Here is an 18,462-nt window from a genome sequence, read left to right as displayed (position 1 = left end):
CTGGCTTGGCTTTCATGATCGCGACGACGTTAAGAGGTGAAGTCATGTGGGGAGTCCTGGCAATGCCGGCGCCGGAATGGAGCCGTCAGCGCATGAGACATGCCACGTAAGCTATTCATTCAGACAAAACAGGGAGGCTACAGTTACTGCACCGCAACCCTTTTTCTCAGCATTCCTGCATTATCAGAAATCACACTGTAATGCCCTAATGGGATATCCATCGTGAGCGACCCGCCACACTGTGGGCATGCTGGATTCGCCAGGATTGCCACGTCTGGTGGGACGTCATCCGACCACCAGACCTTTCGACAACTCCCTTAGCATGCGTGGCTAGCCGTTCCCCGGTTACCGCTGTAGATTAGGTGCCCTTTGGTTTTCACGATCTGCATTCGATACTCCCTGTCCCATCTTAGGAAGCGAAAGCTCCCTCTGCTACGGCCTCGGCCCAGCACATGGCTGGGCGTTGCCGTTTTCCCTTTACTGGCCGGGTCACTCATGTTGCACTCAGTGACGTGATAGATTTGTTCCCCGGTCGGCTGAGCCTGGTCATCGAGGACTTCCGCAATCCGCCATTCACGGCAGTCAGGATCACCGCATTCGTACATGCAGTCGTCCGGTTCCGCGCCGTCCTCTGCTGGGATCAGCTTCACCAAATACGGGGTTTCCCCGTCATCGTCCTGCACCTGGACAAAAGCACTAAACGCTCTGCGTTTGCTCATGCTCGATTCCGCTGCGCAAGATGCATCGCAAGCCTCGACCCGGCCTGCCTCGACTGTTTGACAGGCCTCAGTACAAAAAACGCAACGTTATTGAGCGGGTGTTCAGCTGGCTTAAGGAAAAACGTCGGATCTGTACGCGTTACGACAAACTGGCCAGCAGCTTTAAAGCCATGGTCACACTGGCCTGCATCGAAAGATGCTTGCGGGCTGACTTTTCGGACAAACCCTAGAGCGCTCAGGGCATCACCGTGAAGAATCCAAGATGCCGCTGTTCGCGCCGCTTCGGGGTCGGACTACGCTCACAAGCGCATTTATACCGGCGTAGCGGCCTATGCTAAGCAGGCAGGCAGGCACCGAGGTCGCTGGATTGGGGGGCGCATGGGCTTTGGTGCAGCTATATGTGGCACGACATGACTCAGCAGGAATTAAAACTCTGCTGAAACGGCCCTTTGATCTGCGCGAGTGGAAGACAGCGGATATTCACGGTAAAAATACACAGATAAAGCGCCAAACCAGAGTGCTAAGCGCCCAGACGGGCGCCTCGATCGTTGGTCTTGCCGACGGCAGTTATAGTTTGTGATCGGCCTGCCTGGATTTGGCTTTTCATAAGGTCAAATTCGACTGTTAGTCGTTTTGGCGTTGTGAAGCTTTTGTTCATCCTGAAAAGACATTTCCTGATGGGGGGATGTGAATGGTTATGCACCTGTACGGCGGGCCCAAGCACCGCTCTCCGCGTAGCGCTACAAAGGACCCGCGCGCGAAACTCTCGAATCACGACTGGACCAGCGAAAGCATAGATGTCGCCACCCCCAGCTATGGAGCGGGCGACTGCGTTGATTTCTGGCGCGAAATAATTCTGCGTTTGTTCGCCGATGTTGAAATCGGCGCTGTCGGCAACCCCGATTTTTTTGGAAAGGTAAAATCGCAGAAGTGCGACCTGTTGCGGATCAGCGACGTCAGCGCCGCTGCTCAGGCGGTCAACCGACGCCATCTGCAACCGCGCAGTCATGACGAGGACAAGTACTTTGCGGTACTGATGCTCCAAGGCACGGAGTCGCTGGAACAGGATGGCAACCGGACTATCATCGGGCCCGGCGATTTTGCCGTGTACGATGCCACGCGTCCGCATCAGTTGAGCTTCACCGAAGATTGGCGGCAGATCATCGTCAGCGTGCCGCGCGCGAGCCTGGATCAACGCGTCATGAACATGGAGCGGCGGATCGCTACGCGGGTCTCGACTGACACCCCGACCGGTCGGGTCATGCGCATGTTTTTGCAGAGCATCGCCGGGCAGATCGGGCAGTTCACGGCGGCGGAGATGAGTAGCTTGTCGGAGGCCGCGACCAACATCATCACCTTGGCCATGGGCGACCTTCACCCGTTGGACGCCGAGCACTCCAAATGCAAGACCCTGACCCTGATGCGGGTGAAGATGTTCGTCAACGATCACCTTCGCGACCCGACACTGGGTGTCAGTCAGGTGACCTGCGCGCTGGGGCTTTCCAGCCGCTACGTCAACCGGTTGTTCGAAGCGGAAGGGCTGTCGCTGATGCGCTATGTGCTGCGTCGACGCCTGGAGCGCTGTGCGATGGACCTTGTGAGCCCAAGCCAGGCGGCCCGAAGAATCTCGGATATCGCCTTCGCCTGGGGATTCAACGACCTCTCCCATTTCGGCCGTGCTTTTCGCGAAACCCATGGCTACTCGCCCAGCGAGTGGCGTGAATCGGCGGGGCGTGGGATTGGCTGATACCGCCCACCCTGGCACTCAACGAGCAATCATATTAGCGGCCTGTTGAGTGGCCTCGGTGGTGCGAATGGCCAGTTTGCGTACTTCATCCGCGACCACTGCAAAGCCCCGACCGGCCTCACCCGCTCGGGCGGCTTCTATCGCCGCGTTGAGGGCGAGCAGGTTGGTCTGGTTGGCGATGCCCTGGATGGTGGTGACGATATGGGTCAGTTGGCTGAGGTTCTCCTGCATGGCGGTGTGTTGGAGCGCCTGGGCCTCGTGCAACTGACGCTCTTCGTGGCTGGCATGAATGTCGGTGATCGCGCCGACCACGCGCCGACCACGCGCAGGGGCGAGCCATCGGCGGCGCGCCTGGTCTGACCACGGCCACGAAACCAGCGGTACTCGCCCGTCTTGTGGCGCAAGCGATAAGCTACATCGAAAGGCGTCTGGCCGCTGTGATCGTTGACGTGGGCGACGAAGGCATTAATAGCGAACTGGCTGTCTTCGGGATGCAGGCGCGACGACCAGGCCTCCAGCGTGTTGGGAAATTCCTCGAGGGTGGTATGCCCCAGCAAGCGACGCATTTGCGAAGACCACCAGATGGCATTTTTCGGATTGGCTGGATCGCCCGCGATGACCTCGATATCCCATAACCCGTCATGGAGCATTTCACGGGAAATCTCGAAGCGCGTGGCGGCCAGTGTCAGTTCCTGTTCCTGCATTCGTTGCTGATGAATATCGTGCAAGGTACCCGCTGCCATTTGCGATTGGTCGTGATCGCCGCGCCACAGCCGCGCGCTCATCCGGGTCCAGCGGTACTCGCCCTGACCGATGTCCAGACGGTACTCGTGGCAAAGCGTCCCGCGCGCATTGCGGTCGTTGAGATGCCTGGCCAGTGCCCGGTGGAAGACGTCGCGATCAGCGGGATGAATCGCCTCCAGCAGATGCCCGAATCGCGATGGCAGCACTTGCCCATCGAGTGCGTTGGACCACCAGATCTCACTGTGTGAAGAAAGCGTGGAGGCGTCGATACGCAGCTCCCAAAATGCCTCCCCGGGGTTTTGAGTGAAGCGATTCCAACGCTGATTTTGTAGCGACAACGCCTCCTGGGCTAACTCACGCGCGGCGATCTCATGAGCGATGATTTTCTCGACAGCCGCTAGTGGCCGGGCTGATCGCGACCGCCCCATGGCGGCGCGGGTGCCCATGGGCGGGTGGGCAATCGGCATTGCCCAGCGCCACGGTGGCGCCATGGGGAGTATGCAGATAGGCCTGACGCCATTGTTCGGCGCGTCGCGAGAGGGTCGGCCCGTCGGCGATGCCGAGCTGCGCGATCAGCCTTTCGAAGGCGCTCGTCCATTGCCGGTAGTAGGCGTCGTTGACCCGCTCACCGGGGCGTGCGGGCGCGGCCTTTATCTCTTCGCCGATCACCTGGACCCACTGCGACCAGTCAAAGGCACCGCTCTTGAACAGCTGTACGGTGAGCGCGAACACGTTGGCTTGCCAGGGCGCATCGAACACCGGGCCTTCCTCGTCCAAGGGAACCCGTGCAGCTGTCATAGCGTCGATATCATTCATGCTCGGCGAGCTCCATATAGTCATCCCAAAGATCAATGCGCAGGCTGTCCTGGGCGAGTGCGACATCACCCCATAGCTCGGTGGCACTGAAGCTGACGCTGTACAGGTGCTGAGGGTGCTCCCCCAGGCCGTGTGCGACCGCATCGGGGGTGATGAACACGCCGTGGTCGCGCTTTATGCAGCCCAGCTTGCCGCGCACATAACGGGGCATGCGCGTGTGAGTGGTGGGGTTGATATTTTTCACGCGTACCCAGTCGCCAACGCGAAAGCGTGCGGTGCGCACCACGTCGACCCGCGCCGAAGCGCCGGTCTTGACCAGTATGGGTACGAATTCTTCGGTCAGTACAGGCATCACGCGGCTCCTTTGAGGCTGAGCATTCTGGCTGCCAGTTCATCCTGGCCGATCACGCCTTTGGCGATCAGCAGGCTTTCTATACCGTGCACCCAATGCTCGTAGTAGCTAGACGTCAGGTAGTGCACGGGCTCCATGCGTTCGACAGCATGGCGAAATTCGTCGATGTTGAAATGGCCGCCACCGAAGGCCGCAAAGAACAAACCGAAAATACGCCGCTCCCAGTCGTGGCGAAACAGTACTTCGTTCGGGTCTTGCAGCACCGGGCCGAGCCCATGCATGCCGCCGAGGTCATGTATCGAATTCATGGCGATCGCTCCAGGGCATCAACGAATGTCGCCAGCCGGCAGGGCCAGGCCGGTGCCGATCATGGCATTACGGGTCACCAGTTTCATGAGTTGCGCCTCGCTCCAGCCCTCGGTGTCGACGGGGCGTTCAGGCAGCACCAGGTAGCGCAACTCGGCGTTGCTGTCCCACACCCTGACTTCCTTGCTCGGCGCCAGGGTGACGCCAAATTCGGCCAGCACGCTGCGCGGTTCGATAACGATGCGCGAGCGATAGGGCGCCGACTTGTACCAGATAGGCGGCAGGCCCAAGGTGGGCCACGGGTAACAGGAGCACAATGTGCAGACCACCACGTTATGCACGGCCGCGGTGTTCTCCACCACCAGCATGTCTTCACCCTGTACACCGCCGAAACCCAGCTCGGCGATCGCCGCTGTGGCATCTTGCAGCAGCCGTTGCTTGTACTGCGGGTCGCTCCAGGCCTTGGCCACCACTTGGGCGCCATTGCGCGGCCCGACCTTGTGTTCGTAGATGTCGATCAAGGCGTCCAGCGCGGCGGGGTCGATCAGCTGCTTTTCCTGGAGGATGGATTCCAACGCCTTGACCCGCAGTTCGATGTCGCTAGGCGGTTCGGTGTGTTCGTGATCGTGGTGATCGGTAGGGGTGTGTTTCATAATCAGGATTCCTGCAAGCTATGTGAGTCCGGGCAGCCGAAGACGTGGCTACGCGGCCAATTCCGGCGTTACAGCGCCTGCCAGTCGGTGTCCGCCTCGAAGGCTGCCGCAGCCTGGTAGAGGGTGCTCTCGTCGAAGTGACGACCTACCAACATCAGGCCCACCGGCAGCCCGTCCACTCGACCACAGGGGATCGACATCGCCGGATGGCCGGTGACATCGAAGCCGGCGGTATTGCCGATCATCTCCAGTGCGCGGGACACGTATTCGACGATCGAGCAGCCGGGCTCGGGCAGGCGCTGCGCGGTGATCGGCACGGTGGGCATGACCAGCAGGTCGAAATCTTCCAGCGCATGGTCGTACCCGGCCCGGGCAAGGCGAGCGAGGTTCTGCGCCTTGGCGTAATAGCGGCCGTTGTACCGTTCCAGTCCATACTGGCCCACGAACATGCACATTTTCAGCGAGGCGGACAGGTTGTCAGCGCTGTCTCGCCAGCCGACATGCTTCTTCAGCAATTCGACGTCATAGAGGCCCTTCCAGTTAAAGCCCATGCCGTTGCCATGCATCATCTGAACGGTCAGGCCTTCGCAGCCGATGGGGTTCCACAGGGCGCCCGCCAGTTGATGCTCCGGGACCGAGACCTCGGCCACGTGCCCGCCCAGACGCTCGAAGTCGGCGATCGCCTGACGTACGCAGTCACCCACTCTCGGGTCGAGGTTCGGTAACCCGAAGCCTTCGACGAGAATGCCGATGCGCAGGCCCTTGATGCCACGGTCCAGGGTTTTGCTGTAGGCCTGGGCACGTGGGAAATACTGGCGTGGGTCGAGGCCATCCGGGCCGGCCAGCACCTCCAGCATCAGCGCGTTATCGCACACATTGGCGGTGATCGGCCCAGCGTGGTCGACCGTGGCTTCGATCGGCATGATGCCGGTATAAGGCACCAGCCCGTGGGTCGGTTTCATGCCGTAGGTGCCACAGAAGGCCGACGGAATGCGGATCGACCCACCCTGGTCGCAGGCGATGGCCATACTCACCTCGCCGGCCGCAACCAGTGCGGCGCTGCCTGACGAGGAGCCGCCGGCCGAGTAGCCATGGCGACGCGGATTGTGCACCGGGCCAGGGTCGGAGGTATGGCTGCCGCCCGACAGGCAGAAATGCTCGCAGGTTGCCTTGCCGAGGATGGTCGCGCCGGCGTCCAGCAGGCGGCTCACCACGGTGGCGTCAAAGCTGGGCACGAAGCCTTCCAGCGAGGCCGCGCCATTCATCATCGGTACGCCGGCCAGCGCCACATTGTCTTTGAGGGCCACGGTATGACCGGATAATTTACCCTCGGCGGCCCCCTTGATCTCGGTCCTGTAGTACCAGGCGTTGTAGGGGTTCTGCTCGGCGCTGGGGCGATAGCTCTGAGTGCGGGGGTAGCGAACCGGCGGGACGTTATCCGGCAGCTCGTCTACCAAATCGTAAGCGTCGAAACTGCCCTGCATGAGGGTCAGATACTCGCTAGCTTGCTCGGGAGTGAGCTGCATGTGCAGCCGTCTGGCAATATCCTGAAGTTGCTCCGGCGTGGGACGCACGATGGCCATAAGAGTGTTCCTGTACAAAGTTTAAAAAGGAAGCCGCACGTTTCAAGTTGCAAGCTTTACGTTAAAGCTCGTCGGCCTGGCTTGCAGCTGCGCCCGCCAGGCGTGGGTGAATCAAAAGATGTGGGCGTAGCGCAGATTCATCCGAAAGTCTTCCCGGGCGCCGTTTTCCACTCTGAGGTCTCGGCCCAGTTGCAATTGCAATTGGTCCTTGGCGGTGACGAACTTGGTAGCCGTCAAACGGACGTTGGTAATGTCCGCGCGGTCGTCCTGATTGGCACCCGCGACCTGCGTCTCGCCGCCCCAGCTATGGCCGAAGCCAAGACCGAAGGTAGTGGTGCTGTCCGGCATGTAGCGGCCCATGATCTGCGCGGCGTAAGAGACGTCCTGTTCAAGGCGCGTGGAGTTGGCGCCGTAGTCGGTGTTGTCGCCATACCAGATGGCGTCCGCCACCAGGTCCATCGCCCATTTGTCAGTGAAGTGTTTGACGTAGGCGCCTTGCAGGTCGAACTTCCAGCGGTTTTCGCCCAGGTTGAGCGCGTCGTTCTTGTCGTAGTTGCCGGTAGGTACATAGACATAGGGACCCACGCTCAAGGTGTCGCGCGCCTCATTGAGACGCCACTTGAGCGGCGCGGTAAGGATCAGGTCGCCGATGCCAGTGGTGCTGTCCAGCGCGGAGGCATCGCCGCCGCCCTTGATGTGGCCGAAGGGCAACAGGAACTGTGGGTCGATCGTCAAGGTGTCGGTCAATGGGTAGACATGCAGCAGCCGCAGGATGCTGACATCGGAGGTCAAGTTGAAGTTGTCGCTGGCTTTATGGCCGTGGGAATACAGCGAATCGGTGCTGGCGTGCTGGTAGTAGATCGCGCCGATGGTTGCCCCGATCGGGTACTGCTCGTAGTCGCCGGGCGTCACTTCCACGGCATTGGCTTGAATGGCAGGCAGCATGGCGGTCAGCAGCAACGGGCGTAGCTTGCTCATGGATTTACTTCCTTACGGGAATCATCCGCGTCGCCGTTCGCGAGGGCGCGCAGTGGCGTCTATGGAGGTGCTAGGCGGGCGAACGAATCAACGCTTCGCGTCGCGCAACATGCCGGTCTGGGGGTGGCAGTTGATGTATTCGAAGACCTGATTGCTGGCGTCCGACACCGACACTTCGTGGTAGAGCCGCAGTTTCGTCAGACCTGCCGCCACGCGGAAAAAGGTCACGAAGATGCGCAGATGAGTGGGATGCGATTCGGCCCAGCGCTCGAGTTTTTCCACCGAGCGCCAATGACCGATGTTGTAAGCGATATCGAGCAGGTTGCCGTCCAGATCGATGTTGCGTACGAAGCGGTTGCTGTAGCAGCCCAGCTCCTTGCCTTGGTCGCGTAGAAAGTCCATGCCGTCCTGCAGGCTTGGCAACATCTCATTGAGGTACAGCGCGCGCTCTTCGGCTTCGGCCTCTACCCAATCCTGGCCCGAGCGGATCAGCGCCACGTTGTCGTGACCCAGCACCACCACGCGGCCCCCCTTGTCCGGGTTTCCAGCCACCACTTGTAGCTCGCCGGTGGGTTGCATCCAGTCGGTTTGCGAGGCCGGGAAGCGATCGCGCATCGAGCCCCAATAGCCGTGCTCCTTGATGTCACCGCTGATGTTGTCCAGCAGTGCGCCGACGCCGGGCAACTGATCCTTGAAGGCGTACAGGGTCTCGAGTTGCTCGGCACGCGGCGCGACCATCTCGCGGAAATAGCCCAAGCCGTCGCTCAAGCGTGCGTCCGACTCCCACCAGGCGCTGACTTCGGGCGAGCGCAACCAGCGGCAGTGCGCGCCTGGATCTCTCCAGTAGCCGACCACGATGAGGTTGTCGTAACCGCTGTTATCGGTGTGGTGCGTCAGATCATGGCTGAGCGGGCCATCGGCGAGCGCGAAGCTGGCAACGATGCCACGCATGGCCTGCAAGGCGGCGGCGCGTTGCTCGTCGCCTCGGTACTGCACGCCCAGGTAGCCCATCACGACCTGTTGCAGGCTGGCATCGGCGCGGCCTGTCCACATCGGAAACGGCGGCTGGTAGTCGTCAGGCACGCGGCTGGATAACGTCCGAGGGCATTGAAGGTGCTTGTCGATCGCGGATTCCATATGAACTCCTGTTGCTACAGTGTTGGCCAATAGGGCGCAGAGAGGTTGTTGTTCTGGCAGAGGGGTGCATCAGGATTGGTGTGATCGTCCACGTCTCAAAGCAAGCCAGCGCGCACTGAGCGCCGAGCCGATGACTTCGATGAAATAGACCGCGTACTCTTCTGGCGCCAAGTCGCGCTGGCGCATTAACGAGGCTGAATCGAAGCGATACGGCAGAGTGTGTGTCGGCATGGCATGGCCTCCTCGGTCGCGTTAAGTTCGGACGCTTGTCGAGGAGGAATTTAGGGCGTGGGGAGGTGCGGCGCTTGGCTCTGGCGGACAACCGAATGGTTGACACGGACAGCCTTGAACCCACCGGCGGGCCTGGCTGTCAGCGTTCACAGCCAAAATGGATCGTAGTGGTGCGGACATGCGAAAAATGCTCGCGGAGTGCGCTATGGGAGGGCGAAAATAGGGGCTTTGCTGGCTTTCAGTGAAGGTGCGTGAACAGTGTATGGCTACCAGCAGACTCCATAGGCAGTGGCTGCCTGCGACAGGCCCAAACGGCTGTCAGGCAAACCTTGAGCTGGCCTGGCTTACCATAAAATCCGGTATCGGTAACGCGCGTCAGCCCTCCAGAGGCAGGCCTTCTTTGTCCACCTTTGGATACCAACTGTCCGCTGCGTCATTCAGTGCGATCACCAATGCCTCTAACTGCTCGGCATTGATGATGCCCATCTCATGCACCTGCTTGATGTAGTCGATGGTCAACGCGGCATTGTGCTCGGCGAACGCGTCGCTCATCCCGCCACGGATCGCCTCGATCAGCAGCTCGACGCGCTCAGCGATGCGCTCCGGGGTCTTCTTCATTTTGTAAGTGCAATCAATCATTCAAGAGGCCATCGGCATTCATGCCGGCGTGGTGCGTTTCCCAGTCATTGAGCGCCTGCACGTTGGCCGCCATCAGCTCGTTAAACTGGGATTGCTCCAGCAGGCCCAGCTCGTACAGCGAGGCAATGTAGTAGCGCGCCTGGGCGGCGTTGCACTGTGCCAGTCCGTCGGACAGCGTGCCAATTGTGTCGATCATGTCCTGCGCGCGGGCCACGGCGTCGGCATTGGTCATGGGCATGGCGGGCATTCCTCGTTGGACGTCATACCGAAGTCGTATGTGGGCCCCGGCACGTGGGCACTATGCTGTGGCAGTGTAAGCCACAATCTAAAGAAGGGCAGGATGCCCACAGTAAAAGGACGAAGCCCTGGCCAGGTCGCCAAACTTCGATCGATGATGGACTGGCATCTGGACATGGCCACTGAGCTGGAACGCGCCGGCAAGTTCGATCATGCCCGCGTTCACTTGATCCGGGCGAATCTCTTGAAACCCGCGGCAACCTCGTCTCTTCAATAAATGCCAGGCCTGAGCACTGATGTGCCCTTTGCTAGCGGTCGAGCAATCCGGAGCGTGGGTAAATGGCACTCGTGCTCGATGTGGCCATTGGGCCCAGCCGCAGCTTCGAGACTTGAGGCACCCGGTATAGGGCCCAGCGATGCGTCCAGTTTTCCAAGTTCCCATTCCCTGGGGCGACCGAATTTGTACATGCTCATTAGACACGTTCCTCGGCAAACAAGCTGAACGAGCCAGCTTGTCGTGGCGAGTCCCTATTCTTCGGTTCTCTTTCAGCCAGCCAAACATCCGCTCAATGATGTTCCGCTGTGAATACTTTGGGCGATTGTATGGACCAGATACAAAGGTGATAGTTGTGCCAAGACATGGTGGACGGTTTCAAGGCTTTGGCTTGCGCCCGCGCAGATGTATCTCGCAGAGCTTGTGGTGGCTGAAGTAGACGTCAAAGCACCCGTCCGCAGCCCCCTTAGGCCTTACAGCGATGGGCAGCCCTCTAAGCGCTTTCGAGACGGGAATCAACTCGCCTCGAAAACGAGCGTTACCATGAAAGTGCACTTTGACAACCGTGTCTTCTGGACCGTACTCAAGCTCTGGAAGTGTTTCCGGATACGGCCTTGGACTCATTCGGTAGTGGGTCGCTGGCGTTGTCATCTGGAGAGCCTGGTGTGGCCTTTGGTGGTTATAGATGTTCCGCCAATCGTCGAAGGCAAGCTGGGCTTCGCTGAGTGACCGAAACGCTCTTTCTCGGAGAACCTCTGCCTTCGGTGAGCGATGAAAGCGCTCATCTTTACCGTTAGTTTGTGGATGCCACGGGCGGCTGAACGTGAGCCTTATCCCAAGACGAACCAGCCAGACTCCGAGCTGAGATAGCTCTCCTGGCACTCGGGGGGACCCCCATGGCCCGCCGTTGTCGGTATTGACCTGAACGGGCATACCATAAAGTCGAAATACATCCATCAAGCGCTCTTTGACCGTGGCATACCGTTCGTTGCCGCACGCTTGAATCGCCAAATTAAACCGTGAGTGATCATCGAACACCGTCAAGGGATGGCACTGCCCTTGAGATGTAGGGAAATATCCTTTGAAGTCCATTTGCCATAGGTCATTAGGAGCGTCGTGAACAAACCGGCGCCATGCTTTGCCAGCGTCAGAGGCTTCAGGCGATATCAATTGGTATCTGTGCAGTATCGAAGTCACGGTGCTCGGTGCGACTTGGGGGCCACCGAGATCTTGTAGTCGCCGGCTAATTTTCCGACCTCCCCAAGCAGGATGCTGGACGCGCAGCTCCACGACCTGCTTTTCAACGCTCATCGCAGATTGGTTGGGGCTCGTTTTTGGGCGTCGTGAACGATCCTCCAGGCCTTCTAAACCATCTGATTTGAAGCGGGACAGCCATTTGTACGCTGTCTGAGGGCTGATTTTAAATCGTCGGCAAAGCTCTCGACGGTTGGCGCCATCTTGCAGCGCTAAAGCAACAAACTCCTCGCGTAACGTCATGATGTCTTTCTCATCCCAAGGCATGGTCATGGCTCCGGCAGTCTGTGCTGCCGGAGAGTGTCCACCATGTCTTAGCACAGCTGTCACCTATGTCGCCGGTTTATACAGCGATCAAAGAGTCGGGGAAAGCCAGGTGGGTGTTTGCCTGGCATGGCGCGCAGCGGGATCACCGTGTGCACTTGGTAACAGTCGCAGTAATGACGCAGGTGTTCTGCGTCATAGCCCTTTTCAGCCGGTAACCAGCGACTACGCTTGCGTGGTCGCCTCGGCTTACCGGGAGTTCGACCTGATCCAACAGCGATTGGGCGTGTGCGATATCGCTGACTTGCCTCGACGAAAGGATGAAGCGTAAGGACATGCCATTGGCGTCGCAGACCATGTGGATCTTAGCAGTAAGGCCGCCCCGACTGTGTCCCATACGCCAATACGTTCGTACAAAACCTAATCAAAGTGATGACGCAAGTGATGGGTTGGCATCATAAGATGCCCACAACTAATTCAATAGCTCAGTCTCGCGCTAAGCTTTCGAGACCGCCCTTACGTTAAGTCATTGACGATGGCTGAAATTCGACTGGAAAGCTGGTCAAGGCCCAATTTCAAAGCTGGTACGGGTTCCCGAATAGGGCTCGTAATGCAGCCTCTCGCCTCTTACAATATGGAGATGGCAATTTGCCCCAAAAAAGCTTGCCATGTTGCTACAAGGCTGCCAAGCTGTTAGGTGAGAACGGGAATTAAAGTAAATTCTCAGGGCATCTAGATCCGAAATATGTTTCTTAGCTACCCTAAAAACGGAGAAGTCGACATGAACCAAGAGGTTTTGACTAATGATTTTGTAAGATGGAACTGGGAAAGCTCTAACTTTATAACCTCCCAGATTATTCCAGGGTTGAATGACTTCGACAAGTCGACTGGCAATTTCTTTCACCCGCTTATAAATAGCTTTTCCAGTCTGTTCTCTACTATAAACGTACAACAATCCAATTTGGTAGCATTTGCTTCAGATTCGGTCGACGTCATCAACCACACGAAATCCATCGTGGACGCGCTCAGCGATGGCGTCGTCGACACGGATGAAAATACGCTTATCATTCAGTCTCTGGACAGCCTAGGTAAGACATCTGATCACATGAACGGGCTGGTGGCCAGTAGTGCCATTGCTTCCGTAAACTACATTGATGGAACGCTAATTCCCGTACTAGACCATTTGGCAGTTGTGTCTGCGCTGATTGGGGACGAAGTGGGTCTGGGAATAAACGCGTTCATCAAATCATCCGCCACCTACGTATCAAGTGTGACGAAAAACGCTATAGAATCTACTCAAGACATTACGAATCTCAGCGCCGTAGTCAAAGAGCTTGGCTCCAGTTATGATGAGCAGACTGGAACCCTTGATATTCTTAGGCTAACCGAGAACATTACAAAGCTGAGCGATACCGTAAATACCTCTATCGATCATTTTGGTAAATTATTTACGGCTACCCATGCAGTGAGTGGCGATTATACAATAGACCAGGCTGCATCGGCACACAATTTAACCCCTATAGCTGTGGTAGGTATTTCGGATCACACTGACATGTTTCCTCACGCGCATGTTTCATAGCACATCTAGGGAAGGTCTGAAGTAGGCGTCTATTCCTGACGTCCTCTTGGCTTGAGGCTCAAAAAACGTTCGCGCAGTCAGAAAACCAGACCTTTTCCGCTGTTAACTCATCGCTTTATCTTCAATTGTGTCCTTCTCAAGGCGGTCTACCGCATTACAGGGGCACTTCTCCCATCGTCAGCAACCGCTTTCGAGCTATCCAGAGGTTCGACAGGGCAAAAAGTGTGTAAGCGCTCCATGAATCTCATATTCCAAGCGCTTATCTGATGCTTGATGCTGTGCTCCCGATTCTGTCAGGGCCCCTTTTGCCATGATGCGACCCGATGTAAAAGTCGAAAAAGTCTATCTCTATCCCAAGCCCGCCGACTTCCGAAAATCCATTGACGGCCTCGCTGCGTTGGTCGAGTTGGATATCAAGGTCGCGGTCTTTGACCCAGTGCTTTTTGTCTTCCTCAACAAGCCGCGCAACCGCGTGAAGATCTTGTACTGGGAACGCAACGGCTTCTGCCTTTGGCTCAAGCGCCTGGAGTCCGAGCGTTTTAAAACATCGCCTGACGTTACGGATGAAGCGATTGTCCTGCCGCAAGCACGCCATCGGCGAGAAGATCAGCGAGCAGCTTGAAATCGTCCCGCTGAAGATCCGCGTCATCAAACACGTCCGCAAAGTTCATGGTTGCCGCGACTGCGAAGCCCCTCCGATCACTGCGGAAAAGCCAGCTCAGTTGATTGAAAAAAGCATGGCCAGCCCGAGCGTTCTGGGGATGTTGCTGACCACTAAATATGTGGACGGCTTGCCGCTTCATCGATTTGAAAAAGTATTGGGTCGCCACGGCATCGATATCCCGCGCCAAACCTTGGCTCGCTGGGTTATCCAGTGCGGCGAGCATTTCCAGCCGCTATTGAATTTAATGCGCGATAGCCTGTTGGCCAGCCGCATCATCCACTGCGATGAAACCCGGGTGAAGGTGTTAAAAGAGCCTGGCCGTGAGCCGAGCAGCCAGTCATGGATGTGGGTGCAAACCGGCGGCCCGCCGGACAGACCAGTAATACTTTTCGACTACTCTACCAGTCGAGCGTAGGAGGTACCGACGCGCCTGCTCGAAGGCTATCGCGGTTACGTCATGACCGATGATTATGCCGGTTACAACGCACTGGGCGCTCAAGCTTGCGTTGAGCGTTTAGGATGCTGGACTCATGCACGTCGAAAATTCGTTGAAGCACAGAAAGTGCAGCCCAAAGGTAAAACGGGGCGCGCGGATATTGCGCTGAATCTGATCAACAAGCTTTATGGCATCGAACGCGACCTAAAAGCTTGCAGTGAGGATGAACGCAAGATCGGTCGTCACGAACATAGTCTGCCGATACTGGCTCAGTTGAAAAGTTGGATCGAAAAGACGCAGCCACAGGTCACCGCTCAGAATGCCCTGGGAAAGCGATCAGTTACCTTGCAAATAACTGGAGCAAGCTGGAGCGATACGTCGAGGAAGGCTCTCTGCCGCTCGACAACAATGCCGCTGAACGCGCTATCCGCCCCTTTGTGATCGGGAGAAAGAACTGGATGTTTAGCGACACGCCCAAGGGCGCAACGGCCAGTGCTCAACTTTATAGCTTGGTCGAGACTGCCAAAGCCAACGGCCAAGAGCCCTATGCGTGGCTGCGCCACGCACTCGAACGCCTGCCAAAGGCGACTTCGGTTGAAGATTACGAAGCCTTGCTGCCGTGGAACTGCTCACCCGCAACGCCTAGCTGAGCGCTCTACCAATTTTGATTTCGGTGGGGTTTATGGAGCGCTTACGTACCTTTGGGCAGGTACTGGCGAATCAAACCGTTGACGTTCTCGTTACTGCCGCGCTGCCACGGGCTATGTGGATCGCAAAAATAAATCGCCACCCCCGTTTTCTGGGTCAGTTCAGCATGTTTGGCCATTTCACGGCCTTGGTCATAGGTCATAGGTCATAGGTCATAGGTCATAGGTCATAGGTCATGCTTTTACGGACTTCCAGCGGCATGCTGTTCAACGCCGCGCTGAACCCCTCCACCGCCGAGGTTGCGGTAGCATCGCGCGTTTTGACCAGGATCAAATAACCACTGGAGCGCTCAACAAGCGTGCCCACCGCCGAGGCATTGTCCTTGCCCTTGATCAGATCGCCCTCCCAGTGGCCGGGCATTTGCCGGTCTTCGATCTCGGGCGGACGCACGTGAATGCTCTCCATGTCCGGAATCTGGCCGCGCCGGTCAACGCCGCCACTGCGCGGTCTGCGGGTGCTTTTTCCTTGGCGCAGACACAGGATCAGCTCCTTGCGCAACTCGCCCATAGGCAGTGCGTAAATGGCATTGTAGATGGTTTCAGGGCAGACGTAAGCTTCTTCAAAATTGATTTTCATGCGACGCAGCTTGCCCGCGATTTGCTCGGGAGAAAAGCCTTCTCGAAGCAAGCAGACAATCAGCTCGAATCGCTCATTGCCGGGCACCAGCTGTCTGGCGGGACAGCAGACTTTTCGACGTTCACGAGTAAAAGCCTGGGCTTGGCAGGCCGCATAGCTCGCGTTGATAACCTTATTTCTTCTCATCTCGCGGCTGATGGTGGACGGACTGCGCCCCAACTGACGGGCGATTTCGCGCTGGCTGATGCTCCGATATTGCCCGATTTGAATGAATACGCGTTCCTCAATACTGAGTTCGGTATAAGACATCGCCGCACTTTACCTGAGGTCGAGGTGTTGCACTCAGTTTTTGCAGCCGTCGTTCTTCATGTTGGAAACTACCCATTCAAAATATTCACTGGGGCGGTACCACCTGTTCCCTGCGCCTCTTTAGTACGTTTCCCATTCGGGTTATTTTTCACACGAGGATTTCCATGTAAGAAGCGAGCGAGCAGCGGTGATGCTTTTTTAATAACGAGGAAATGGATTTTCTGGATCTTGGAAATTCTAGAAGCTCTTGATGGCACTCAATGAGCGAATAATTTTCCTGTCATGATGCATTGTAGGCAGTAGAGCCTCTGAATCCCCCCCCGAGATGGGTATCGTTCGCGTCAAGGCAGGGCCAATTTCGGCTTTTCTCCACTTTCTGCTATCCATCGTGAGGGTGAAGGACCTACTTACATCTAACATGCGCCGTGCTTTTTATCGAACGTCTAGTGAGCCCGTCGACTCGACACCGACGATTTGGCTCAAGTCTATTCGAAACTTCTGGCGCTTTTCGCTGAAGTGGGCCTGTCGAGTATCCAAGGGAGATAATGCACTGGGAAAGCCGCTGCTTATTGTTTACAATGGCCGATTGATGCGCAGTGCTACTGAGCATCATGCCTTCGTTCTCAGCTCAAATCCCTGACCCTTCCATGAGCTGACTTCCTTTAGTGCTGCCGCACCCTTATTGCGCTCGATCTGGTGCACTTATTCCAGTGGCGCAAGGGTCTTGACAGAGGAGCATCTGTGTCTACTCCACCGCAATCCCTTTCCGGACAACAGCCCCAACCTCAGGGCAATCTTTCCCCCTCCAATTACATGATCCTCGTTGCCTTCGTGGCTGCCATCGCCGGCGGGCTCTACGGCTACGACACCGGCATTATTTCAGGGGCCCTGCTGCAGATCAGCCGTGACTTCGGCCTCGATCACCAGGCTCAGGAACTGGTTACCGCGTCCATCCTCGCCGGCGCCGTGCTGGGCGCCGTGGGCAGCACTCGCCTGTCTACGCGCCTAGGCAGACGCCGCACCATCATGCTGGTTGCGTTGCTATACATCGTCGGAGTGCTGGCCTGCGCCTTTGCGCCCACCGCTTTTTGGCTAGGGGCCTTTCGCTTCATGCTGGGGCTGGCGGTGGGCGCCTCGACGCAGATCGTGCCCATGTACATCGCCGAACTGGCACCGCCGGACAAGCGCGGACGGCTAGTGGCCTATTTCAACGTGTCTATCGGCATCGGCATCCTCCTGGCGGCCGTGGTCGGTTACGTGCTGCAGGAATCCTGGACCTGGCGCTGGATGATCGGTGCGGCCGCCGTGCCGGCGTTGATACTGCTCCTGGGCATGCTCTGGCTGCCTGACAGCCCGCGCTGGCTGGTGGAGACCGACCAAGTGCCCGAGGCGCGCGAAACCCTCGAACAGGTACGGGAGACATCCCGCGAGGTGCGCAGGGAGATCGCCGAGATCCGGGCGGTCCAAGAGCGACTCGAAGACGCCCCCACGGGTTGGGCGGCGCTGCGGCAGCCATGGTTGCGGCCCGCCCTGATCGCCGGACTCGGCGTCGCGGCGTTCACCCAGCTGTCGGGCATCGAGATGATGATCTACTACACGCCGACCTTCCTTGCCGAGGCTGGCTTTGGCCATTCCTCGGCGCTGTTGGCGGCATTGGGCGTGGCCATAACCTATCTAGTCATGACCTTTGTCGGCAAGCTTGTGGTGGACCATGTTGGTCGCCGGCGGTTGACGCTAGTGACTATGCCCCTGGCGGCCATCGTGCTGCTGACCCTGGCTGCCGTCTTCCGCTGGCAACTGGGTGGCGAACACCATGGCGGCTTGGTGGTGACATTGCTGCTGCTGTTCATGGTCTTCAACTCGGCGGGTATCCAGATCATCGGCTGGCTGGTGGGCTCGGAAATCTATCCGCTGTCGATCCGTGATCAGGCGACTGGCGCCCACGCCGCTATGCTCTGGGGCTCCAATCTGCTGCTAACCGGGACCGCGCTATCGTTGGTCAGTATTCTGGGGGTAGGAGGCGCCATGGCGTTCTATGGTCTGCTCAACGTCCTGGGCGTGCTCTTCATCTTCTTCTTCGTACCGGAAACCGCAGGCCGGTCGTTGGAAGAAATCGAAACCTCGCTGCGCCAGGGCACCTTCCTCAAGCGCTCCGGGCGTTAAGGATGGTCTGATCAACACTACCAAATGACGAGACATGTGATATCGGCACGCTGAGCTGCGCTCAGACGTTGGAATCTCCATCGTTTTCGGCGC

The 18,462-nt window shown here is 57.9% G+C and carries 17 protein-coding genes and 6 pseudogenes; 6 read left to right on the top strand and 17 right to left on the bottom strand.

The genetic code is table 11. The features are described from left to right. Positions 1 to 317 precede the first annotated feature (317 nt). Positions 318 to 719: a hypothetical protein gene (locus tag SLW74_RS23875; protein WP_410930323.1), complete on the bottom strand. Its 402-nt coding sequence runs from the start codon at positions 717 to 719 to the stop codon at positions 318 to 320. Between the two features lie 5 nt (positions 720 to 724). Between SLW74_RS23875 and SLW74_RS23870 the strand changes: the two are divergent. Then, positions 725 to 949: pseudogene (locus SLW74_RS23870) on the top strand (transposase); the annotation flags it as partial. A gap of 461 nt (positions 950 to 1,410) precedes the next feature. After that, positions 1,411 to 2,466 (top strand): helix-turn-helix domain-containing protein, encoded by a 1,056-nt coding sequence (locus SLW74_RS23865; RefSeq protein ID WP_369317898.1) that lies wholly within the window; start codon positions 1,411 to 1,413, stop codon positions 2,464 to 2,466. A gap of 54 nt (positions 2,467 to 2,520) precedes the next feature. Here SLW74_RS23865 and SLW74_RS23860 read toward each other — a convergent pair. The 15 genes and pseudogenes from SLW74_RS23860 to SLW74_RS23790 form a co-directional block, all read right to left on the bottom strand. Further along, a pseudogene (locus SLW74_RS23860) lies at positions 2,521 to 2,703 on the bottom strand (methyl-accepting chemotaxis protein); the annotation flags it as partial. After that, positions 2,673 to 3,638: a PAS domain-containing protein gene (locus tag SLW74_RS23855; RefSeq protein WP_410930330.1), complete on the bottom strand. Its 966-nt coding sequence runs from the start codon at positions 3,636 to 3,638 to the stop codon at positions 2,673 to 2,675. The gene SLW74_RS23855 and the pseudogene SLW74_RS23860, both read right to left, overlap by 31 nt. Next, entirely contained in the window at positions 3,580 to 4,026 is a 447-nt protein-coding gene (locus SLW74_RS23850) for a nitrile hydratase accessory protein (RefSeq protein WP_369317899.1), read from the bottom strand. Before SLW74_RS23850 ends, SLW74_RS23855 begins: the two co-directional genes overlap by 59 nt. Further along, a complete protein-coding gene (locus SLW74_RS23845; protein WP_369317900.1) occupies positions 4,019 to 4,378 on the bottom strand; it encodes an SH3-like domain-containing protein in 360 nt (119 codons plus the stop codon). Before SLW74_RS23845 ends, SLW74_RS23850 begins: the two co-directional genes overlap by 8 nt. Beyond that, complete coding sequence (locus tag SLW74_RS23840) at positions 4,378 to 4,686, bottom strand: hypothetical protein (RefSeq protein ID WP_347876992.1); 309 nt, start codon at positions 4,684 to 4,686, stop codon at positions 4,378 to 4,380. The genes SLW74_RS23845 and SLW74_RS23840 overlap by 1 nt, the downstream gene beginning before the upstream one ends. Positions 4,687 to 4,704: 18 nt before the next feature. Further along, entirely contained in the window at positions 4,705 to 5,337 is a 633-nt protein-coding gene (nthA, locus tag SLW74_RS23835) for a nitrile hydratase subunit alpha (RefSeq protein ID WP_369317901.1), read from the bottom strand. 68 nt (positions 5,338 to 5,405) lie between these two features. Continuing rightward, on the bottom strand, positions 5,406 to 6,920 hold the full coding sequence (locus SLW74_RS23830; protein WP_369317902.1) for an amidase: 1,515 nt from the start codon (positions 6,918 to 6,920) through the stop codon (positions 5,406 to 5,408). Between the two features lie 111 nt (positions 6,921 to 7,031). Continuing rightward, positions 7,032 to 7,898 carry a transporter gene (locus tag SLW74_RS23825; protein ID WP_369317903.1) on the bottom strand — a complete coding sequence of 289 codons (867 nt, stop codon included), beginning with the start codon at positions 7,896 to 7,898 and terminating at the stop codon, positions 7,032 to 7,034. A gap of 87 nt (positions 7,899 to 7,985) precedes the next feature. Next, positions 7,986 to 9,035: a phenylacetaldoxime dehydratase family protein gene (locus tag SLW74_RS23820; protein ID WP_133777133.1), complete on the bottom strand. Its 1,050-nt coding sequence runs from the start codon at positions 9,033 to 9,035 to the stop codon at positions 7,986 to 7,988. 69 nt (positions 9,036 to 9,104) lie between these two features. Next, positions 9,105 to 9,266 (bottom strand): hypothetical protein, encoded by a 162-nt coding sequence (locus tag SLW74_RS23815; RefSeq protein ID WP_369317904.1) that lies wholly within the window; start codon positions 9,264 to 9,266, stop codon positions 9,105 to 9,107. A 375-nt stretch (positions 9,267 to 9,641) separates the two neighbouring features. After that, complete coding sequence (locus tag SLW74_RS23810; protein ID WP_410930322.1) at positions 9,642 to 9,905, bottom strand: hypothetical protein; 264 nt, start codon at positions 9,903 to 9,905, stop codon at positions 9,642 to 9,644. Next, complete coding sequence (locus SLW74_RS23805) at positions 9,898 to 10,143, bottom strand: hypothetical protein (RefSeq protein ID WP_369317906.1); 246 nt, start codon at positions 10,141 to 10,143, stop codon at positions 9,898 to 9,900. The genes SLW74_RS23810 and SLW74_RS23805 overlap by 8 nt, the downstream gene beginning before the upstream one ends. A 498-nt stretch (positions 10,144 to 10,641) precedes the next feature. Beyond that, positions 10,642 to 10,746 (bottom strand): annotated as a pseudogene (locus SLW74_RS23800) (IS5/IS1182 family transposase); the annotation flags it as partial. Positions 10,747 to 10,794: 48 nt separating this feature from the next. Further along, positions 10,795 to 11,937, bottom strand: a complete 1,143-nt coding sequence (locus tag SLW74_RS23795; protein WP_410930321.1) for an IS481 family transposase — start codon at positions 11,935 to 11,937, stop codon at positions 10,795 to 10,797. A gap of 83 nt (positions 11,938 to 12,020) precedes the next feature. Continuing rightward, positions 12,021 to 12,331, bottom strand: a pseudogene (locus SLW74_RS23790) (transposase); the annotation flags it as partial. Positions 12,332 to 12,715: 384 nt separating this feature from the next. On the opposite strand from SLW74_RS23790, the gene SLW74_RS23785 reads away from it, so the two are divergent. The 3 genes and pseudogenes from SLW74_RS23785 to tnpC all read left to right on the top strand — a co-directional run. Next, the gene (locus SLW74_RS23785) at positions 12,716 to 13,513 is read left to right on the top strand and encodes a hypothetical protein (protein ID WP_369317907.1); all 798 of its coding nucleotides are present in this window, start codon (positions 12,716 to 12,718) and stop codon (positions 13,511 to 13,513) included. Between the two features lie 310 nt (positions 13,514 to 13,823). After that, on the top strand, positions 13,824 to 14,135 hold the full coding sequence (gene tnpB, locus SLW74_RS23780; protein WP_369317908.1) for an IS66 family insertion sequence element accessory protein TnpB: 312 nt from the start codon (positions 13,824 to 13,826) through the stop codon (positions 14,133 to 14,135). Next, a pseudogene (gene tnpC, locus SLW74_RS23775) lies at positions 14,089 to 15,263 on the top strand (IS66 family transposase); the annotation flags it as partial. The gene tnpB and the pseudogene tnpC, both read left to right, overlap by 47 nt. Before the next feature lie 44 nt (positions 15,264 to 15,307). On the opposite strand, the pseudogene SLW74_RS23770 reads toward tnpC, so the two are convergent. Next, a pseudogene (locus tag SLW74_RS23770) lies at positions 15,308 to 16,206 on the bottom strand (IS30 family transposase); the annotation flags it as partial. A gap of 741 nt (positions 16,207 to 16,947) precedes the next feature. On the opposite strand from SLW74_RS23770, the gene SLW74_RS23765 reads away from it, so the two are divergent. Then, on the top strand, positions 16,948 to 18,369 hold the full coding sequence (locus SLW74_RS23765) for a sugar porter family MFS transporter (RefSeq protein WP_410930320.1): 1,422 nt from the start codon (positions 16,948 to 16,950) through the stop codon (positions 18,367 to 18,369). Positions 18,370 to 18,462: the final 93 nt, after the last annotated feature.

Origin of the sequence: Pseudomonas sp. W5-36, assembly GCF_046540455.1 — a bacterium.
In the GTDB taxonomy this organism is placed as follows: domain Bacteria; phylum Pseudomonadota; class Gammaproteobacteria; order Pseudomonadales; family Pseudomonadaceae; genus Aquipseudomonas; species Aquipseudomonas graminis_B.
The sequence above is the reverse complement of the archived record's forward strand: the minus strand, read 5'-3'. Positions and strand labels throughout refer to the sequence as shown.